Annotated in this window: 18 protein-coding genes; 15 read left to right on the forward strand and 3 right to left on the reverse strand. The window is 48.7% G+C overall.

The window, feature by feature from the left end; genetic code table 11:
• The 4 genes from SGI98_01410 to lpxD form a co-directional block, all read left to right on the forward strand.
• Positions 1-387, forward strand: a 387-nt coding sequence (locus SGI98_01410) for a hypothetical protein (protein ID MDZ4742059.1), incomplete at its 5' end; no start/stop codon positions are given.
• Between the two features lie 58 nt (positions 388-445).
• Positions 446-2,761 (forward strand): outer membrane protein assembly factor BamA, encoded by a 2,316-nt coding sequence (gene bamA, locus SGI98_01415; GenBank protein ID MDZ4742060.1) that lies wholly within the window; start codon positions 446-448, stop codon positions 2,759-2,761.
• 31 nt (positions 2,762-2,792) lie between these two features.
• Complete coding sequence (locus tag SGI98_01420; GenBank protein MDZ4742061.1) at positions 2,793-3,395, forward strand: OmpH family outer membrane protein; 603 nt, start codon at positions 2,793-2,795, stop codon at positions 3,393-3,395.
• A 2-nt stretch (positions 3,396-3,397) separates the two neighbouring features.
• On the forward strand, positions 3,398-4,471 hold the full coding sequence (gene lpxD, locus SGI98_01425) for a UDP-3-O-(3-hydroxymyristoyl)glucosamine N-acyltransferase (protein ID MDZ4742062.1): 1,074 nt from the start codon (positions 3,398-3,400) through the stop codon (positions 4,469-4,471).
• Between the two features lie 24 nt (positions 4,472-4,495).
• On the opposite strand, the gene SGI98_01430 is transcribed toward lpxD, so the two are convergent.
• Positions 4,496-6,766: a Tex family protein gene (locus SGI98_01430; GenBank protein ID MDZ4742063.1), complete on the reverse strand. Its 2,271-nt coding sequence runs from the start codon at positions 6,764-6,766 to the stop codon at positions 4,496-4,498.
• 238 nt (positions 6,767-7,004) lie between these two features.
• Between SGI98_01430 and SGI98_01435 the strand changes: the two genes are divergently transcribed.
• The 8 genes from SGI98_01435 to thiS all read left to right on the forward strand — a co-directional run bounded on the left by SGI98_01435 (position 7,005) and on the right by thiS (position 14,384).
• On the forward strand, positions 7,005-8,747 hold the full coding sequence (locus SGI98_01435; protein ID MDZ4742064.1) for a SulP family inorganic anion transporter: 1,743 nt from the start codon (positions 7,005-7,007) through the stop codon (positions 8,745-8,747).
• A gap of 53 nt (positions 8,748-8,800) precedes the next feature.
• Positions 8,801-9,055 carry a glutaredoxin family protein gene (locus SGI98_01440; GenBank protein ID MDZ4742065.1) on the forward strand — a complete coding sequence of 85 codons (255 nt, stop codon included), beginning with the start codon at positions 8,801-8,803 and terminating at the stop codon, positions 9,053-9,055.
• A gap of 71 nt (positions 9,056-9,126) precedes the next feature.
• Positions 9,127-9,693 (forward strand): ribosome recycling factor, encoded by a 567-nt coding sequence (gene frr / locus SGI98_01445; GenBank protein ID MDZ4742066.1) that lies wholly within the window; start codon positions 9,127-9,129, stop codon positions 9,691-9,693.
• A 77-nt stretch (positions 9,694-9,770) separates the two neighbouring features.
• Positions 9,771-10,580, forward strand: coding sequence for a hypothetical protein (locus SGI98_01450; protein ID MDZ4742067.1), 810 nt, complete (start codon positions 9,771-9,773; stop codon positions 10,578-10,580).
• Between the two features lie 164 nt (positions 10,581-10,744).
• Entirely contained in the window at positions 10,745-11,224 is a 480-nt protein-coding gene (locus SGI98_01455; protein ID MDZ4742068.1) for an NlpC/P60 family protein, read from the forward strand.
• A 273-nt stretch (positions 11,225-11,497) separates the two neighbouring features.
• Entirely contained in the window at positions 11,498-12,964 is a 1,467-nt protein-coding gene (locus tag SGI98_01460; GenBank protein ID MDZ4742069.1) for an MraY family glycosyltransferase, read from the forward strand.
• Positions 12,965-12,997: 33 nt separating this feature from the next.
• Entirely contained in the window at positions 12,998-14,149 is a 1,152-nt protein-coding gene (gene thiH / locus SGI98_01465) for a 2-iminoacetate synthase ThiH (GenBank protein ID MDZ4742070.1), read from the forward strand.
• Positions 14,150-14,174: 25 nt separating this feature from the next.
• Entirely contained in the window at positions 14,175-14,384 is a 210-nt protein-coding gene (gene thiS, locus SGI98_01470; GenBank protein MDZ4742071.1) for a sulfur carrier protein ThiS, read from the forward strand.
• 101 nt (positions 14,385-14,485) lie between these two features.
• Here the strand turns inward: thiS and SGI98_01475 are convergent, their stop codons facing one another.
• Positions 14,486-15,238: a phytanoyl-CoA dioxygenase family protein gene (locus SGI98_01475; GenBank protein ID MDZ4742072.1), complete on the reverse strand. Its 753-nt coding sequence runs from the start codon at positions 15,236-15,238 to the stop codon at positions 14,486-14,488.
• 57 nt (positions 15,239-15,295) lie between these two features.
• On the opposite strand from SGI98_01475, the gene SGI98_01480 reads away from it, so the two are divergent.
• Together SGI98_01480 and SGI98_01485 are read left to right on the forward strand one after the other, a co-directional pair.
• The gene (locus SGI98_01480) at positions 15,296-16,132 is read left to right on the forward strand and encodes a helix-turn-helix transcriptional regulator (GenBank protein ID MDZ4742073.1); all 837 of its coding nucleotides are present in this window, start codon (positions 15,296-15,298) and stop codon (positions 16,130-16,132) included.
• Between the two features lie 68 nt (positions 16,133-16,200).
• On the forward strand, positions 16,201-16,923 hold the full coding sequence (locus SGI98_01485; GenBank protein MDZ4742074.1) for a hypothetical protein: 723 nt from the start codon (positions 16,201-16,203) through the stop codon (positions 16,921-16,923).
• A 90-nt stretch (positions 16,924-17,013) separates the two neighbouring features.
• On the opposite strand, the gene SGI98_01490 is transcribed toward SGI98_01485, so the two are convergent.
• Positions 17,014-17,199 (reverse strand): hypothetical protein, encoded by a 186-nt coding sequence (locus tag SGI98_01490; protein ID MDZ4742075.1) that lies wholly within the window; start codon positions 17,197-17,199, stop codon positions 17,014-17,016.
• Between the two features lie 159 nt (positions 17,200-17,358).
• On the opposite strand from SGI98_01490, the gene SGI98_01495 reads away from it, so the two are divergent.
• Positions 17,359-18,852 (forward strand): alpha-amylase family glycosyl hydrolase, encoded by a 1,494-nt coding sequence (locus SGI98_01495; protein MDZ4742076.1) that lies wholly within the window; start codon positions 17,359-17,361, stop codon positions 18,850-18,852.
• The last annotated feature ends 18 nt before the right edge of the window (positions 18,853-18,870 follow it).

Genomic DNA, 18,870 nt, shown 5'->3' on the forward strand with positions numbered 1-18,870 from the left:
GGCAGGGTGGGCGACCGGAGCAGTATTTGTGATCCGGAGATAACCGCCGGATTAATTACTTGTGCAGAGGGACTTGTGAAAAAAAATAAAAAATTTCTGTTTCAAAGACGACTGATGTATGGGGGGAGTTGTGAAGGGACAGCTTATAGGATTTATCATTATCAGACAGGGGCTATGTGTTTGCCATTAGGGAATTATCATAATATGTCAAAAAGTGGGAAAATAAGGGCTGAATACGTGGATTTACGCGATTTAAAGGGATTGATTTCCTTGCTAAATCAATATGCCAAATATCTCGGCGCGCAAATTGCTGACAAAGAATTAAAAAAAAGGCTGGATGAAATCTGGGATAGGAGTAAGAGGAAATTGCTCAATCCCAATAATTAACGTTTGACTTCTTACTTTGCAATTAGTAGAAAGTCGCCATTACCAAACCAATCAAAAGATGAAGAAGATTTTATTAACCATTTTCGCGATGCTTGTTGTTGTGCCTCTCTGGGCACAAAACCAGACATCGACCTCACAACCTGATGGCGCGAATTCCGGACCGATCGTCCGTGAAATCGAAGTCCAATACGCTGGCCCCCAGACTGTCACGAAGAATGTGATTCTCTCCAATATGAGGACCACTGTCGGGCAAGGTTTCAGCCAGACAGCCATTGAAGAAGATATCCGTAACCTTTATGCTACAGGTTTCTTCACAAACCTCCGTATTTATGACGAACCCCTCATGGACGGCGTGAAAGTCGTCGTCATCGTCCAGGGCAAACCCACCGTGAAAGAAGTCGTTGTCCAAGGTTTTAAATCCCTGAAAGAAAAAGCCATCCGTAAAGAAATTAAAACTAAACCGGGTAGTGTGATTGACGAAAAACAAATCTCCGATGATGCCCAGAAAATCACCGAGCTTTACGAGAAAAAGGGTTTTCCAAATGTCGCTGTGACCTACAAGATCGATACGAATGAACAATTTGGGCGTTCCACAGTGACCTATAACATCGATGAAGGCGGTAAATACGTCATCAAACAAATTAATTTTGACGGCCTTAAACAGCTCGATGCAAAAACCCTCCGCAAGGAAATGAAGACCAAAAAAGAAGATTGGCTCTCGTGGATCATGGGTACGGGCAAACTCAAGAAGGAGCAATTTGAAGCTGACTTGGACAAGCTAAAAACCTACGTCATGAATCAGGGCTTTATTGATTTCGAGATTAAAGACATCCAATACGAGTACCTCAATGACCGCGAAATGAATGTGACATTGGTTGTTTTTGAAGGAATCAAATACAAGGTGAATTCCATCACGGTGGAAGGAAATGAACTTTATACCACTGACAAGGTCATGGCCAAGATCACCATGCCAGCGGGAGCGACATTTTCACCAAAAGGCAATGAAGAGAATATCAAGTCCATCCAAGACCTCTATGGCATAGACGGGTATATTGATACCCGTATCCTGCCCGAAGTGCAGGCCAATATCCAGACAGGTATGATGGATGTGGTTTATAAAATTAAAGAAGGTCCGCAATCTTTTGTCCAAAAAGTCAAAATCGAGGGAAATACAGTCACCAAGGATAAAGTCATCCGCCGCGAGCTTGCTGTTAAACCTGGTGATGTTTATAACTCCGTGAGTGTGGATGCCAGTAAAGCCCGCCTCCAGAACTTAGGTTATTTCTCCAAGGTGGAAACTTATCCTGAGGAAACCAGTGTCCCCACCCGCAAAAACCTCGTCATGAAGGTCGACGAGCAAAAAACAGGTTCATTCACTTTCGGTGCCGGTTTCAGCTCCATCGACTCAATCCTCGGGTTTGCCGAGTTGACACAAGGTAACTTTGATATCGCTAACTGGCCGAAATTCACCGGTGGCGGACAAAAAGCCCGTTTACGCGTTCAGTACGGTGCTCAACGTTCCGATTATACCTTGGCCTTTGTCGAGCCTTGGTTCTTGGACAAGATGCTTTCCTTAAGTGTGGATGCTTGGTACCGCACGGCCAGTTATTACAGTACCTTGTACAACCAAAGCACATACGGTTTTGCCACACGCTTGGAAAAACCTTGGGGCCAATTCTGGCGGACGGGTGTTGGATATCGTTTGGAGAATATCAATATTTATAACCTCCAAACCACGGATCCTTTCTACTTGAGCCAAGCAGGCAATTACACAAAGAGTTCGATCAATGCAAATGCTGTTTATGATTCGCGCGACAATGTGTTCCTGACGCGTAAAGGGAACCGGACTGAGGCTTTTACCGAGTTAGCCGGTGGTCCTTTGGGCGGGAATGTACAGATTTACAAAATGACCGTGGAAAGCTCACAATACTTTGAAATCTTCAAGGATAATATCATCGTGCTCAACGGTGGCGCCGGTGCTGGGAATTTCTGGGGGGCTGGGACACAAGTGCCGATCTTTGACCGCTTCTACTTGGGTGGTGCAAATAATATGCGTGGTTTCGCCTACCGTGCGGTCAGTCCATATGACTCCCAAGGTAATGCCGTTGGTGGTTTGAGCTTTGCAAATTTCACCACAGAATATACATTCCCGATTATTGAACGTGTCCGCGGTGCAGTATTCTACGACGGAGGATTTGTAAATTCCGGGGCGTGGGACTTTTCACCGGATGATTATAACTCCGATGCGGGTATCGGGTTACGTTTAAATTTACCTATCGGTCCGATCCGTCTTGATTACGGTTATCCGCTCCAGTCGAACCAGTATAATAAATCCCATGGTAAATTCCAATTTAATGTTGGATATCAATTCTAAAAGTAGTTAACCTTCTGGAATAATGAAATTTATGATTAAGAAGCTTATCCTTATGGTCTTATTAGTGGGTACTGCGCATTTTGCACAGGCCCAGAATGCAAAGTTCGCCACGGTCGACATGAATAAAATCTTTGAGGGTTATTATAAAAAGGCTGATGCTGAAAAACGCCTAAAGGAACAAGCCGAGAGTTATAATAACGAGCGTAAGGTGTATGTGGATGGCCTCAAAAAAATCATGGATGAAATGAATGTCCTGCGTAACGAAGCAAAAAACCAAGCCACCGCCGAAAAGGTCCAGGAAGAAAAGAAAAAAGCTTTTGTCATGAAGGGTGCCGAATATGAGCAACGCATGAGGGAGCTCCAAGAGTTTGACGCCACACGCCGCCGCCAGCTCGCCGATGCATCCGATCGGATGCGCACAGGCATCGTTGATGACATCCGCAAGGTCGTCAATGATAAGTCTAAAAAAGAAGGATACACAATGGTTTTTGAAATCAGCGGATCAACGGCAAATGGCGCGCCTACTGTCCTTTATTCCATGACTTCCATGGATATCAGCGATGATATTTCGAAGACATTGAATGCCAATAAACCGCCAGCAAGTGCTACTCCCGCACCTGCAAAGAAACCATAATTTTGTCACGGGAAATCCGAGTGGAAGTATCCTTGGAAAAACTGACAGGACTGGTCCCCGGACAAATCGTGGGGACTTACGGGTACCCTTGTATTAATGGGGTCAACAGCCTGAAGGCGGCCACCGAGACTGAAGTGTCTTTTTTGGGAAATAAAAAGTATTTACCACAAGTGGCCCAAAGTACGGCAGGGATTATTATCCTCCCAGAAGATTACAACGGATTACCCCGCCCCGGCCAGGCATTCATTAAAACACAAAACCCTTCCCAGGCCTTTTCCATTGTCGCAGGCCTTTTTGCCCCCATGGCCATTGTGTATGACCAAGGGATCCACCCGTCGGCTGTCATCCATCCTACTGCCAAGGTGAGTCCTTCAGCGTGTATCCAGCCAAATGCCGTCATTGGCGAATATTCTGTCATCGGCGACCATACGGTCATTGGTGCAAATTGTTATGTAGGGGCATTTACCCAGATCGGTGAAAATTGTCTAATCTACTCAAATGTCTCTATCCGAGAACGTTGTAAGGTCGGCAATCATGCGGTGATCCACAGTGGTGTCGTGGTTGGTTCTGATGGTTTCGGATTTGATTTACAGAGTGCTAATAGTAAGGTTCCCCAGACGGGGATAGTCCAGATCGATGATCATGTCGAGATCGGTGCTAATACGACAATCGACCGCGCCCGCTTTGGACGCACGTGGATACAGTCGGGAGTCAAAATCGATAACCTCGTGCAGATCGGGCACAATGTCGTGGTAAAGAAGAATACAATTATCGTCGCCCAAGTCGGGATCTCTGGCAGCACGGTGATCGGTGAAAATGTGATTATCGCAGGGCAAGTCGGCATTATCGGCCATATCGAAATAGGAGACGGCGCCATTGTGGCCGCGCAATCAGGGGTCAGTAAGGATGTCCCCCCCAAACGAATCTGGTCCAGCCAGTTCCACGCCCGCGAAATGAAAGATTTTTACCAAATGGAAGCCTCCATGAAGAGGTTACCCGTCCTCCGCAAAAAAGTCCTTGAGTTGGAAGCGAAATTAAAACAGCTCGAAGCAAAATTCCCCGCGTCGGATTCCTAAATCTAGGGGGGAGGTTGATGAACCTCATTTCAGCTTGGAAAAAGCATCCCCAAAGGCGCTGCCGAAACCGGAGGAGGAGCTGCCGCGACTTGGGTTACGCTGTGCACTGTCAGTTTTAGGTTTTGGTCCCCCGCCACCGGCACGGTTCTCACCGATAACAGGATTTTTCTTCATGGATAGGGCGATACGTTTACGTGCGAGGTCGATTTCTGTGATGGTGACTTCGACGCGTTGGGCCACTTTGACGACATCGGCAGCATTTTGGACAAATTGATCTGAGAGCTGGCTGACGTGGACGAGGCCGTCCTGGTGGACACCGATATCTACAAAGGCACCAAAAGCGGTGACATTGGTGATGATGCCCGGCAGTTTCATACCGGTCTTTAGGTCGCTCATTTCATTAACGCCCTCGGCGAAACTAAAAGCTTCAAATTGCTGGCGCGGGTCGCGTCCGGGTTTGGCCAGCTCATTCATGATATCCTTGAGCGTGGGGAGCCCTACCTTATCATCGACATACTTGTGGAGATCGATTTTTTTGCGGAGTTCCTCCTTCGACATAAGGTCCGTGACGGAGCATCCCAGATCCGTAGCCATTTTTTCGACGACATGGTAACTTTCGGGGTGGACTGCACTTGAGTCCAGGGGGTTTGTAGCCCCGCGGATGCGCATGAATCCTGCGGCCTGCTCAAATGCCTTTGGCCCGAGGCGCGGGACCTTTTGCAGGTCGGCCCGGGATTTGAAGGGACCGGTTTCATTCCGGTGATTAATGATATTTAGGGCGATTTGTGCGTTGAGACCGGAGACATAACTCAGGAGTTGTTTACTCGCGCTATTCACCTCGACCCCGACATTATTCACACAGGAAATGACGACATCATCGAGCCCGCGTTTCAGGAGTGTCTGCTCGACATCATGCTGGTATTGGCCGACCCCGATTGATTTTGGGTCGAGCTTGACGAGTTCCGCCAGCGGGTCTTGTAGGCGGCGGCCGATGGACACCGAGCCACGGACGGTAATGTCGTGGTCGGGGAATTCCTCACGGGCGACGTCCGAGGCGGAGTAAATGGAGGCACCACTTTCATTGACCATGACCACAGTAATAGAGGGGGCGAGTTTGAGTCCTTTGACAAAAGTCTCTGTTTCACGACTGGCAGTGCCGTTACCGATGGCGATGGCCTCGATTTTAAAATGTTGGCAAAAGCCGCGGATTTTAACAGCGGATTCTTCGACCTCCATTTTCCCCATGGCTGGATAAATAACATCATTGTGGAGCAATTTGCCTTGGGCATCGAGGATCGTGAGCTTGCAACCAGTGCGGAAGCCTGGGTCGAGGGCGAGAATACACTTTTGACCGAGGGGAGAGGCTAAAAGCAATTCACGCAGGTTCTCGGCAAAAACGCGGATGCCCTCTTGATCAGCCCTTTTTTTCCCATCGAGCCGGGCTTCTGTTTCCATCGACAGGCTTAATAACCGTTTATAACAATCACTAATGGCCGCCTTGACTTGGAGGGCGCCGGCAGATTTGCCTTTGCAGAAAAGGTCTTCGAGGATATTGATCGCCTGGTCTTCGGCTGGCTGGATACGGTAATAAAGGAATCCTTCGGCTTCCCCGCGGCGGATCGCCAGCAAACGGTGCGAGGGGATCGAACGGATCGGCTCGACCCATTCAAAGTAATCCTTGAATTTGGACCCTTCCTCTTCCTTGCCCGGCACCACCCGGGATTTGATCTCGGCGTGCTGGAGGAAAAGGGCGCGGATTTTCTCGCGCGCAGTTTTGTCGTCGCTGATTTTTTCGGCAATGATATCCCGCGCCCCGACGAGGGCGTCTTCCTCGGTTTTCACTTCTTTTTCAGGGTTGATATATTTCCGGGCTTCCGTGACCGGATCCACCGTTTCTTGTGAATCAAAAATAAGATCGGCTAGGGGTTCGAGATCCTTTTCCTTGGCGATTTGTGCGCGGGTGCGTTTTTTGGGTTTATAGGGCTGGTAAAGATCTTCAAGTTCATTGAGGTTTTGGGCGGCTTCGATTCCTTTTTTCAAGGTGTCGTGGAGCAAATTGCGTTCGGTCAGGGATTTGAGGATTGATTCACGACGGGAGTCTAGGTCGACTAGCTCAGTGAGACGGTCACGGATTTTCGCGATTTGCACTTCATCGAGGGAGCCGGTGATTTCCTTACGGTAACGGGCGATGAATGGCACCGTGGCCCCCCCTTCAATCAGAAGGGAAACGGCTTTAACCTGAATGGGTTTTAGTGAGAGTTCCTTAGCGACTTTTTCAAAATGAAGATCAACCATGGGTAATTTTTTAAGTTCAAATCCCGCGCCCGCAAGTCCAAATAATTTTTTCTAATGACATATTTAGACGTAAAAACACGGCGTATAATCGGGGATTGATGTTTTTATATAAATAATAAAACAGGACAGACTTCTACCGGTTTATCGGAGGGAAGCCCCCTGATTTGAGTTGCTATAGTGGCTAATCGTCATATACCGGAGGGGAAGATTTGATCATGACAGGAAGAAGTATTTTGACATGAACTCCCAGAAGAAAAAGAAACGTCCCTTTTTCCAGCCCAGAATCATTGATGTTTTTAAGCAGGGGTATAAGGGGAGGGATTTTACGAGTGATCTCATGGGCGGCATTACGGTCGGGCTGATTGCCTTGCCTTTGGCGATGGCCTTAGGAATTGCCAGTATCCCCGCAGGAGTCGCCACAAATTATCCTGCGCCTGCCATCGGGCTATTTACCGCGATTTTTGCTGGGTTCCTGATCTCATTGCTCGGTGGCACCCGTGTCCAGATCGGGGGACCTACCGCGGCATTTATTCCTGTGGTCCTGCTGATTGTCGAAAAACATGGGTACTCCGGCCTTGTGGTAGCGACTTTGATGGCGGGAACGATCCTTGTCATTATGGGGATTACTCGGATGGGAACACTCATTAAATTTATCCCGTGGCCGGTGACGAGTGGATTTACGACCGGTATTGCTGTGTCGATTATGGCGACACAACTTGCAGACTTCTTCGGGATCACAGGAAAGACCCCACCCCCCCGAGAATTTATTGAAAAGCTCCGATGGTTTTATGAAAATATAGGGATGGTCAATCTGGCGACCTTGGGTGCATCCATCGTTTGCCTGGGACTCATTTTAATGTGGCCGAAATTTGGCTGGAAACGTTTACCCGGTTCGATTGTTGCGATGTTCTTGGTAACGGTCGTTGTCGCGGCTTTTGGGTGGGGAGACTCGTCCGGGATCCTGACGGTAGGGGCGAAATTTGGGACAAACGCGATTCCTTCCGGATTACCGGAGTTTCATCTACCTCATTTTGATTTGGCCTTGATCCGGAGTTTGATTGGTCCGGCTACAGCTCTGGCTTTACTGGGTGCCATAGAGTCCCTTTTGTCCGCTGTTGTGGCCGATGGCATGACGAATGACCGGCATGACAGTAATACAGAACTCATCGCCCAAGGCATTGCCAATATTGTTTGCCCGTTTTTCGGAGGGCTGCCCGCCACCGGTGCCATTGCCCGGACGTCGGCTAATATTAATAATGGGGGGAAAACCCCTGTTTCGGGTTTGATTCATTCGATTACCCTTTTACTGATTGTTATTCTTTTTGCCCGTTACGCAGTTTATATCCCGATGGCGGCTATGGCTGCGGTGTTGGTGGCAGTATCCCTAAGGATGGGGGAATGGCATGAGATCAAGCGTCTCGGGAAGATGCCGCGGAGTGATGCTGCGGTGTTACTGACGACATTCTTTTTGACCGTGATTTTCGATCTGGTCGTCGCAGTGGAAATCGGCATGGTCCTGGCCGCCATGCTTTTTATCCGGCGCATTTCAGAGACAACCGAGGTTTCCCTCGTGACCGGTGAGGATATGCTCGAGAGCCCCTCGCAAATGGCGCAAGGTAAGGACATCCCGAAAGGGGTCTTAGTTTACCGGATTTTCGGGCCGTTTCTTTTTGGGGCAGCGGAAAAAATGGAAGATGCCATGGAGGGAATGGGTGAATTACCCAAAATACTGATTTTAAGATTACACCTGGTGACAGCAATGGATGCCACGGCATTAAACGCACTGGAGAGCGTCGTGGAACGCCTGAAAAATGCAGGGGGCACTGTGATCATCAGTGGCATCCACCTTCAACCCCTCAAGCTTTTGCAGAAAGCAGGGTTTATTAATGTTATTGGGAAAGAAAATTTTCAGGCTACTTTTGATGACTCATTGGAAAGGTCCCGGGAAATCCTCCAGTTGACCGGGGATAAGACGAAGTAAATTTTTTGTTTCTTTAGTCGTCAGTAGTTCGTTTTTTGCTAATATTTAATCGTATGAGTACTATTATTCCTGATCTTTATGTAAAGCCCGGTTGCCCTTGGTGCGAAGAAGCGATTGATTTCCTCGATAACCATGGAATTCAATACAACCGTATCGACGTGATCTCAGACCAGAAAGCGTTTGTGGAGATGATCCGCATTAGCGGTCAGAGTAAAGCCCCCACTATGACATGGGGGGAAGACATCCTCTCTGATTTCGGGGCCGCCGAGCTGGAGCCATTCCTCCGAAAACACAAAGTGATTGAATAATAAACAGTTCCGCCGGGCTTATTCGATGGCCTTGTGGGTGGGGATGTGATTTTTTTTACAAAAAGGCGACTATGATAACTCTTGATGATGTACTATTAGAAACCGACGATAAAATGCAGAAATGTATGGATAGCGTGGAGCACGAAATGTCCTCGATCCGCACAGGCAAAGCAAACCCCGGCCTCGTGGAGAATCTCCATGTGGAAGCTTATGAAGGCGTACTGAGCAAATTGCGCGAGGTGGCGAGTATATCCACACCAGAACCCCGCATGATCCTGATCCAACCGTGGGACTCGAGTATTCTTAAAGCCATCGCCATGGCGATCCAAAAAGCCAATATCGGATTGTCAGCAAATATTGACGGAAAAATCATCCGCATTCCGATCCCCGAGCTTTCACAGGAACGCCGCACGGAAATGGTGAAAGTCGTCCGAAAAATGGCGGAAGACGGGCGCGTAGCTGTCCGTGCCGTGCGCCGCAGCGGGATTGAAGACCTCAAAAAACTCCAAAAAGACGGAAAGATCACAGAGGACAACTTAAAAACCGCTGAAAAAGAAATCCAAGAATACACCGACAAATATGTAAAACACATTGACGGCCAGCTGGAGAAAAAAGAAGCTGAACTACTCAAGATTTAAGGTTGAATGTACCAGATTCCGCCCATTACGCGGGGCGGGATTTTTAAACAAACAAAATGGATAAAGGGAGATAAACCATGTCTGAAGAAACTGATAAACTCAAAACCTCCTTAAAACTTGTTCAAAAACATGAGGCGTCAAAACCTCAGGTCGCGGCCCCAGCACCTCTTGGATCCTCGCCGCAGAATGCCCCACTACCTCCGACTCCCCCCTCACTCGGAGTGCCTCCGATTACTCCTTCACAGGATGCATCCGCTGTAAATATCACTGAAGCAAATCCTGAAATGACGAATGTGGCTAAACCTTGGGCCAAATTAAAATCCTCGGGAGGACTCAATAAAATTCTTTTACCGGTCATTGCTCTTTTAGTCGGGTTAGGCCTAGGAGCCGGAGGAGTCTTTTTCATGTTATCCTCAAAACATGAGGAGGCTGTAGCTGATTTACAAAAGGAAATCGATAAGGCCAAAAAATCAGCCACGACACTTGTCAGTGAAGAAAAAAAGAAAACAACTGAGGCGGAGGCAGCTACAAAAGCCAGCGAGGAAAAAGCCCGGATAATCGAAGAAAAAATCAAGGCTGAGAGTGCTGATTTACTGGCACGTAAGGACGTGGAGATCAAGATCGCAAAGACATCAGCCGCCATTGCAGCTAATTCCAAAAGAGAAGCCGAGCAGCTGAAGGCCCAAATGGAGGAAATGGAAAAAACCATGGCTGATGCCGTAGCCCTTGCCGTGATTGAACGTAAAGAAAAGGAAAGGCTCCGTTACATCGCTCAGCAATATCAGACGGAAATGAAAAAGTTTAACCCAAAATTTTCCCCGTCTGCGCCACCCGCATCCCAGTCTGTCCCTACACCGGCTCCCTCTCCAGCCGCCACGACCCAGTAATGCATAGGTGCTGCAAATTTTTTCAATCTCGGGAAAATTACCCCGGCAATCAATAGCTCGGGCTGTTCTTAAATCTTTATTCTTTGTTTGAATCAGCGGCGGAGTGCTGTTGTTCTATCGTGGTGGGAGAATAGCGGTTCCGTTATTCGCTTTTTGGTGGAGTGTTGTTTATTGCTGCACTCCTCATACTGCCCGGGCGTAGGCCCCAAGGGGAGCAACTTGCTGCAGATACTTGTTCCTTTGCCCGGATGTATGTGGGACGGCCTTATTATTGGGGCGGGGAAAATGATACAGGTATCGACTGCTTCGGGCTTCCCCGGAAATCCCTCATCCTTGCCTGCCTTAAGAGGGGAGTCATTATGCTGAATCCCTCATTGATCCGTGAGGGGATTGATCTCTGGTGGAATGACCAGTCGGCGCGGAGAATGGGCCATATCACAGGAGATAAAACCACATTCATCGGTGAAGATAAGAATCTTAATATGGTGGATTACACATCGAGAAAACCCGGTGATCTCGCCGTGACACAGGACGGCATACACATGCTTATGTATCTGGGGAATCAAGAATGGATCCAAGCCGATCCAGGGGCGGGTAAAGTCATTATCAGTCATGTTCCCTCCGAGAATGCCTGGTTTTCATGACCAATCATGATTCTCCGCTGGAAGATTACCGAGTCATGAATAGGGGGGGGCACTCCGGATTTTGATCGTTTCACTACCCGAAACAGCTTTGCAATATTAAGGACAATTTGCGGCGGAAGAATCAAAATGGAGCGTTATTTGAAAGTTTGAATAGGCCATAAAATGAATGAGTCGGGTTTACCCATATATCAGGTTAAATCTGAAATAACTCTGACAGTATTATACTTGAATGATGGGCTAAAATAGTTAAATTTAGTTTAATTTTATAATATTTTGATTAAAGTTATCGCATTAACATTCTTTGCCTTCGGCATAACACTGCTTTTAGTGCCTTTTGTCAGGATTTGGGCTATACGCAGGCGTTTGGTAGATCGCCCGGATCGGGGCAGGAAAACCCATCGCAAACCAGTGCCGAGGGTGGGAGGATTGGCTATATTCATGAGTTTTCTCGTGATTCTTTTGGGCATGAGTTATTTGAGGAATAACCATTTGGATATCGAGGTGCTGAGTCTGGCGTTGTCTTCATCCCTCATGTTTGTAGTCGGGTTTTGGGATGATATTCGACCGCTGGGTGCAAAGGTGAAATTGGTTTTGCAGATTTTGGTGTCTGTCGTGGCCTTTTTATTGGGGATACGCATCGAGATGCTTTTCGGGCATTCGATTGGCTTTTTGAGTTTGCCGCTGACGATTATTTGGCTTGTTTCGACAGTGAATATTATCAACCTCATTGACGGGATTGACGGGTTGGCCGCCGGCGTCTGTATTTTCTTGATGATCACCCTCGGGATATTGGCTTCGAATACCGAGCCCTTGACATTGATTTGTTTCGGAATGGTCGGAGTGCTTGGGGGATTCCTGTTTTATAATTTTCCGCCAGCCCGGATTTTTCTCGGGGATGGGGGTGCTTATTTCCTGGGATTCTTGATTGGTTCGATCGCCTTGGTGAATTCCCGAAAAGGCGAGGTGGCCTTGGCCCTGATTGCCCCGTTCCTCGCCTTAGGCCTCCCGGTATTAGATACGGCACTTGCGATTATCCGGAGGGGAATGCGCGGGTTGCCCCTTTTCTTTGGTGACCGTGAACACATCCACCACCGTTTGGTAGATATAGGTTTTTCGACGAGGCGCGTGATTTTAATCCTGTATTCAGCCTGCGGCCTTTTGAGTTTTTCGGCTATGCTAGTCTTTTGGACTCAGGGACGTTTACTTCCCCTATTTATCGGGATTTCCCTCCTGAGTATCCTCGTACTCGTCCGGCAGCTCGGTTATATCAAAAGTTATGCTAGTCTCGGTGCCCAGATCATCCGCAGCCTCGGCCGGCGACGTGAATCGAAAGCAGCTCAGGAACAGATGATGTTCTGGCGGCAAAAATCTATCGTGGCGGGTTCCTCATTCGATCCGTGGAAACATTTTGAGATTGTCTTGGCCCGTTTGGAGGTGGAGAAATTTGAGTTCCACTCGTTCGATCCCGAGATGAGTGAAAATTATCGGTGGGATGAATTAGTCCCCCACGCTCTTGAAGAGGAATTGATTAATAAAGGCCAGATTTATACTTGTGTGAAGGCCATTAAAATTAATGCCGCCGTGATCGGGGAGATTTACATGTCTAAACACGTGGATAAGGATGATATTGCCCATTTTGAACGGATAACCGGTTTTGTGGCGGAGAGTCTGAAAGACTATTTTGCCGATAAAAGGAATCATTTTAAATCTTCTGCCATAAAAGTTCACCGCAACCATTGAAAAGCGTTCCGCTTTTGCTAATTTTAAGTCCGTATGTCATTTGTGGAAGTTTTTAACCGTTTGGATCGTGAGAAAAGTCCCGCTGTCAGGAGATTTGAGCAACTCATTTCCCCCTCTTCCGGGATTTCTCTCGAGCAACTTGCTCACGAGGCCCATCAAACATCATTAAAATATTTCGGGCGTACGATTCGCCTTTTTGCGCCGTTGTATGTCAGTAATGAATGTATTAATAATTGTGCTTACTGCGGGTTTTCCCGTGATAACCCCATCCTCAGGGTCACATTGGACGTGGAGGATGTAGCGACAGAAGCCCGTCATCTCGTTGCGGAAGGCTTCCGCAATTTGCTCATCGTTTCCGGCGAACACCCGAAATTTGTCTCTTCTGGTTATCTCCGTGAGGTGATCCTGCGGCTCCGGGATTTTGTCCCAGCCCTATCGATCGAGGTCGGGCCTATGGAAACGGATGAATATATTCCGCTGGTTGAAGCTGGCGCCGAAGGACTCATCGTTTATCAGGAGACCTATGACCGCGATGTTTACGGGGTCGTCCACACAGCCGGGCCAAAAAAAGATTTTGACTGGAGACTCGAAACACCGGAGCGCGGGTTTGCCGCGGGATTTCGCCGGATCGGTATCGGAGCCTTGTTAGGACTCTCTGATTGGAGGAGGGAAGCCATCTCATTGGCCGCACACTGTGATTATCTCCTGAAACATTGTTGGAAATCCCAAATAACCGTTTCTTTCCCCCGCTTGCGTCCGGCAGCGGGCAGTTACGATCCAAAATTCCCTGTCACAGATATCGAGTTTGTCCGGTTGATCTGTGCCATGAGGATTACTTTCCCGCAGGTGGGTATCGTCCTTTCGACGCGTGAACCCGCCCCATTACGCGACGGTCTTGTCCCGTTGGGCATTACGATGATGAGTGCGGGGGCAAAAACCGAACCCGGCGGTTACACGGGTGCTGGCAAACAAAATGTCCATCTGACTGTCGCGGGTAAACCTCAGGATTCCAGTTGTTATGAATCCGTCGAGACGATTCGGTCCGAAGGCGAATATTTGACGGATGCTGAGGAACAATTCCAAATATCCGATACCCGTTCCGCCGCTCAGATGGCCGCTATGCTCCACAAGATGGGGTATGAAACGGTATGGAAAGACTGGGACCGTGTGATCATGGGAGTGTAGTCGCCCGGAGGGGTGGATCTGTATTATGGAGCAAATTGTTTTTAAGGCCAATGGGCAAGAGATGACAGTCGATAGTGAATTAACCATCGACGGCTTTTTGTCCTTAAAGGAAATCGAGCCTCGCACTGTCGCTGTGGAGATTAATGGCGAAGCCCTCTTCCGTTCTGAGTGGTCCACACGCAAATTGCACCAGGCAGATAACCTCGAGGTCATCCGGGTCGTCGCCGGGGGATAGTCCACTAGTGTCATCCACGCCTCCAGACAAGAAGTGAGCAAATTGCTGCGTTGAAGGGCACCCCCACCCATCATTTGCTGATGATGGGGGTTGCTTTGAGATTAAGGATTATATTTTGATACGCCGCAGATGACGGGGGACATGCCGCCTGCGTAAAAAGCATCGGGGGGGTGTTGGTTGATCGGGGTTCCTTTGTCGAGAGCATCTGCATCACAGTATTCGAGGAAGAAGGCACGGCGATCGTTGTTTGTTTGATTCTGGAGTGAACGGTGTAGGGTGTAGCCTGTAAAGGCGATGGCTTCACCTGCCTTTAAATTTGCGGGAGTGCCATTGCCTTCGACATCCACCTCGATGTGCCAGGAATCCTCCGATTTTTTAATGTGCGGGATCAGCCCTTTTTTATGGCTGCCGGGCACGACCCAGACGCAACCATTGTCCGGGGTGACATCATCAAGGGCGAACCAGACGGTGATATTTGTGCCGGGTTCTAATCCGCCATAACCATTATCTTGGTGCCAGGGAAATGTATTTCTCGCTTTATCAGCAGTGTCAGGGGCTTTGACTACGAACTGATCGAACCAACAACGCAAGTTCGGCCCGATTAATTTTTTCATCGCTTCGATCTGATTTCCCTCGGTCGCAAAATCCATGATGAGGGGATGTTTCCCTCGTAGCTGAGTGTAAAAAAAGGTTCCTTTATCCTCAGGCCGTTTCGGGAGTGTGGGGATCAATGCGCGGAATTTTTCGAGTGTTTCATCACTCATGACTTTGCCGAGCATGAGATAGCCGTTTTCTTTATAGAACTCGACATCCTGGTCGGAGATGGAAAATGTGGACAGTTGTGGTGTGGTCATATAATTTCAACCTAGCAGATCTCTTTTGTCTTTAGAATGGATGTTTATCTCAAATATATGGACTTTTATTACAATTCAATAGCCGCTCTCCCCCGCCTCTTCCAATCTCCTTTCCGGGTCAAGGAACTCTATTACCACCCGCGCAAAACGCAATTTGCGCGGATGCGCTTTGAGACTTTTAATGTATCATTCATTTTTAGGGGTACGGGCCAATATAAACTCGGGCCACATTCCTGCCGGGTGACGGCTCCTTTTGTCGTTACCCAATGGCCCGGCCCTTTGCATGAGTATGGGGCGGATGGGGATTGGGAAGAGTTCGCCTACGCTTGCACCCCCTCGGTGATGGCTGTGCTTGAAAAATCGGGTCTTATCGATCCCGCTCACCCTTTTTGGCCGATGCAAAATAGCCTCTTTATCCGGCAGCAGTCCGACCATATTCATGAACTCATGAAGCGGGGGCACCAACCGGGTGTCGCAGACGAAATCGATCGCCTGTGTGAATTCATCCTTTTTAAAAGCCGGGTGGGAATTAGGACGGATAAAAAGGAGGACGCAGGTGCCAAAAAAATCAAGGTGATCCGTGAATATCTCGCTGGGAATTACCACCGGACGATTAACCTGAAAACCGTCTGCCGCGAGCACGGGATATCCGCAATCAGCCTCCACCGTTATTGGAAAAAGTATCTGGGAGGCTCTCCCGGTGATTACATGGGGCATTTGCGGCTGCAGGAGGCTGCCCGCCTTTTAGCCATGTCGGGCCTGACCATCGGAGAAATCGCCCGGCAGGTGGGATTTGAAGATCCACTCTACTTTTCCCGCCGCTTCCGGAAAACCTACGGGCTCTCCGCCCGTGATTTCCGGAAGAGGAATGCATCCATACCTGAACAGTCTTGATGGATATCTGGTTCGTCAGGATTTCCCCTTGCCATCTCGGTCGGTTAATCCTAAAACTCGGTATCATAATGATTAAAACTTCAAATAATCAATCCAAAGTAGAATCCTCTCCTCATAAAGAATTTAATCACAGTACCGCTCAGCATTATGAGCTTTCATCAAATAATCAGTGGTCGGATTTAAACTTCGAGAAAGTTTATTCCCTTGTTGATACCCCTGAAAAGGCGACAGCACACCAGCTAAAAATGGATAACGAATTTTTCACGACCGAAGATTTTACCAAGAGCGTCGTCGAACACCGCGAAGGTAAAATATGCCTGGAAATAGGCCCCGGACCATCAGGAGGATGGGTCTCACATGCCAAAAACGCGGGACAACGCATCTTGATTGAACCGTTGGGACTTGCCTATAGAAATTACCAAATCCGCAAATTCGGCAAAACCCTGATCGGTGACGATGTGCAGATACTCATCACACCCGCTGAGGATTTAATCAAGGATTATGTTGGAGCTATTGATGGTGCCATCATGTGCCGCAACGCCCTTGACCATTGCAGTGACCCTCTAAAGATTCTCGAAAACATCGGATTATACGCAGCTCCAGGTTGCTTTTTATTCCTCTGGACCGATCTATGGCATCACCATGATGTGGATGATGGGCATTGCAACATCACTCAAGATTTAGAGGCATTCAAAGAATCGATCCAGAAGATGGACTTTGAGATTATTCACGAATTTTCAGATAGGAACAGGGAAACACTCAATATCGGCTTAAACGCAATCAAACATTAATCCTAAAAAGGAAAATGGGCATGGGGATTCGGAGCTGAAGGGGGCTCTCAGTGTGGGCGGGTTATTTTTCTGGGATTAGGGTGTTCTGAGTTAACCGCTGAGGAGCAGTTCGGATTGGGGTGGGAGACCTGAGAGCCATTTTCCTCCTAGGTATCGGCGGAAAATACGCGTTAAGAGCAAGGTCCAACGTTGATGAGAACGCCATCGCTCCATGATGGATTTGATCTGTTGCAACTCATTACTGATGAGCAGGACAGCTTGGGCGATTGAATTCAAGATGTGGGGATGGACCCCGCACAATTATCTCCACCCTCATTTCAGTCATTGGAAAGATGTGAAGTGGCACCGACGCCTCACGGAGAAATTCCTCAAGGGTTAGGAGAGTCTTTAAAATCTTATCGACGCGCGGGGATCCAAAGTTTTAGAATCCATCCCATGATTTCCGCGAATCCCCTCCTTTTTGAAATTTCCGCCCGCAAGTTTGTCGAATCTCTCAAGGCGATTACCGACTCTGAGGCGACCTTGGCGGATGTGCCGGATGAATGGTTTAAGAATCTGGCGGACCAAGGATTTGATACTGTCTGGCTCATGGGCGTGTGGCAACTCGGGGAGGTAGGTCGCAAAATCTCGTTGGATCGGGGTCGGCGCAGTGGAGAGTTTGAGCGTCTCTTACCCGGATGGACAGAGGCAGATGTGAGTGGCTCCCCTTATTGCGTTCAGGATTATCGGGTTCATCAGGATTTCGGACGCGATGAGGCGTTGGCTGTCTTTCGCAGCAAATTGCGCGAGCACGGGATGGGACTGGTGCTGGATTTTGTGCCGAACCACACAGCGTGCGACCACCGCTGGGTTAAAGAGCATCCGGAATATTATGTCCATGGCACTCCCGGACTTTTGGTCGGGCAGCCTGATAATTACGCTGAGCAGGACGGCACCATTTTTGCCCACGGGCGTGATCCGTATTTTCCCGGGTGGCCGGATGTTTTCCAGCTTGATTACCGCAAAGAGCTGGTGCAACAGGCGATGATGGAGGATCTCGCACTCGTGTCCGGACTTTGCGACGGGGTCCGCTGCGACATGTCGATGCTGGTGCTACCCGATATTTTCGCTAAGACATGGGGAGTGCTACCTGACTCTTTGTCGCGGGAAGCGGCCAAAGGTTCCTTTTGGTCCCGCGCCATCGACCGGGTGAAAGAAAAATGCCCGGATTTTAAATTCATTGCGGAGGCGTATTGGGGTTTGGAATACCGCCTGCAAATGGAAGGGTTTGACTACACCTACGACAAAACCCTCTACGACCGTCTCGTCCATCAGAACATGCATGAGATTCATGCCGACCTCACAGATTGGCTACCTCTGGCCCGCGGTGTGCATTTTCTTGAAAATCATGATGAACCCCGCACGGCCTCGGCTTTTCCCGAGCCCTCCTACCGTCAGGCGGCAGCTGTTTTAACCCTCAGTTTACCGGGTGTACGCCTCGTCTATGATGGCCAGATCGAAGGCCGCAAATTGCGCTACTGTATCCACCTGCGCCGGGCGGCAGATGTACCCTCTGTCGAGAATGAATCGTCTTTTTATGAGAGACTCTTCCAAGCGGTGAAAGGTTCTGTCATCGGTAAAGGTATCTCGTCATTTATCCCTTCGCGCCCGACTTGGGCGGGGAATACCCGTTACTCCGATATCCAAGCCATTCTCTGGGAAAAAGACGGGAAGCGTGACTTGGTGGTGGTGAATCTCTCAGGGAATGAATGCGACACCCGGCTCTCTTTCTTTTTTACCGGCATGGGGTCACGCCAATGGGGTTTTAAAAACCGCCTAGGCCTGGAAGAATATACCCGCTCGGGGGATGAGATCGGTACCACCGGCCTCTATATCAAACTCTTGCCTTATCAAGCCCAGATTTTTGAACTCTCCCGGTCTCAGGAATAAAAGCCCTGGAACGACACG

Source organism: Verrucomicrobiota bacterium (genome assembly GCA_034440155.1).
GTDB lineage: Bacteria > Verrucomicrobiota > Verrucomicrobiia > JAWXBN01 > JAWXBN01 > JAWXBN01.

Coding starts and splice junctions, on each gene's coding strand:
- SGI98_01435 (MDZ4742064.1), top strand. CDS start 7,005: ATGAACTCCCAGAAGAAAAAGAAACGTCCCTTTTTCCAGCCCAGAATC.
- SGI98_01475 (MDZ4742072.1), bottom strand. CDS start 15,238: ATGACCACACCACAACTGTCCACATTTTCCATCTCCGACCAGGATGTC.
- thiS (MDZ4742071.1), top strand. CDS start 14,175: ATGGAGCAAATTGTTTTTAAGGCCAATGGGCAAGAGATGACAGTCGAT.
- SGI98_01485 (MDZ4742074.1), top strand. CDS start 16,201: ATGATTAAAACTTCAAATAATCAATCCAAAGTAGAATCCTCTCCTCAT.
- thiH (MDZ4742070.1), top strand. CDS start 12,998: ATGTCATTTGTGGAAGTTTTTAACCGTTTGGATCGTGAGAAAAGTCCC.
- SGI98_01430 (MDZ4742063.1), bottom strand. CDS start 6,766: ATGGTTGATCTTCATTTTGAAAAAGTCGCTAAGGAACTCTCACTAAAA.
- SGI98_01480 (MDZ4742073.1), top strand. CDS start 15,296: ATGGACTTTTATTACAATTCAATAGCCGCTCTCCCCCGCCTCTTCCAA.
- SGI98_01450 (MDZ4742067.1), top strand. CDS start 9,771: ATGTCTGAAGAAACTGATAAACTCAAAACCTCCTTAAAACTTGTTCAA.
- SGI98_01495 (MDZ4742076.1), top strand. CDS start 17,359: ATGATTTCCGCGAATCCCCTCCTTTTTGAAATTTCCGCCCGCAAGTTT.
- SGI98_01440 (MDZ4742065.1), top strand. CDS start 8,801: ATGAGTACTATTATTCCTGATCTTTATGTAAAGCCCGGTTGCCCTTGG.
- bamA (MDZ4742060.1), top strand. CDS start 446: ATGAAGAAGATTTTATTAACCATTTTCGCGATGCTTGTTGTTGTGCCT.
- SGI98_01420 (MDZ4742061.1), top strand. CDS start 2,793: ATGATTAAGAAGCTTATCCTTATGGTCTTATTAGTGGGTACTGCGCAT.
- frr (MDZ4742066.1), top strand. CDS start 9,127: ATGATAACTCTTGATGATGTACTATTAGAAACCGACGATAAAATGCAG.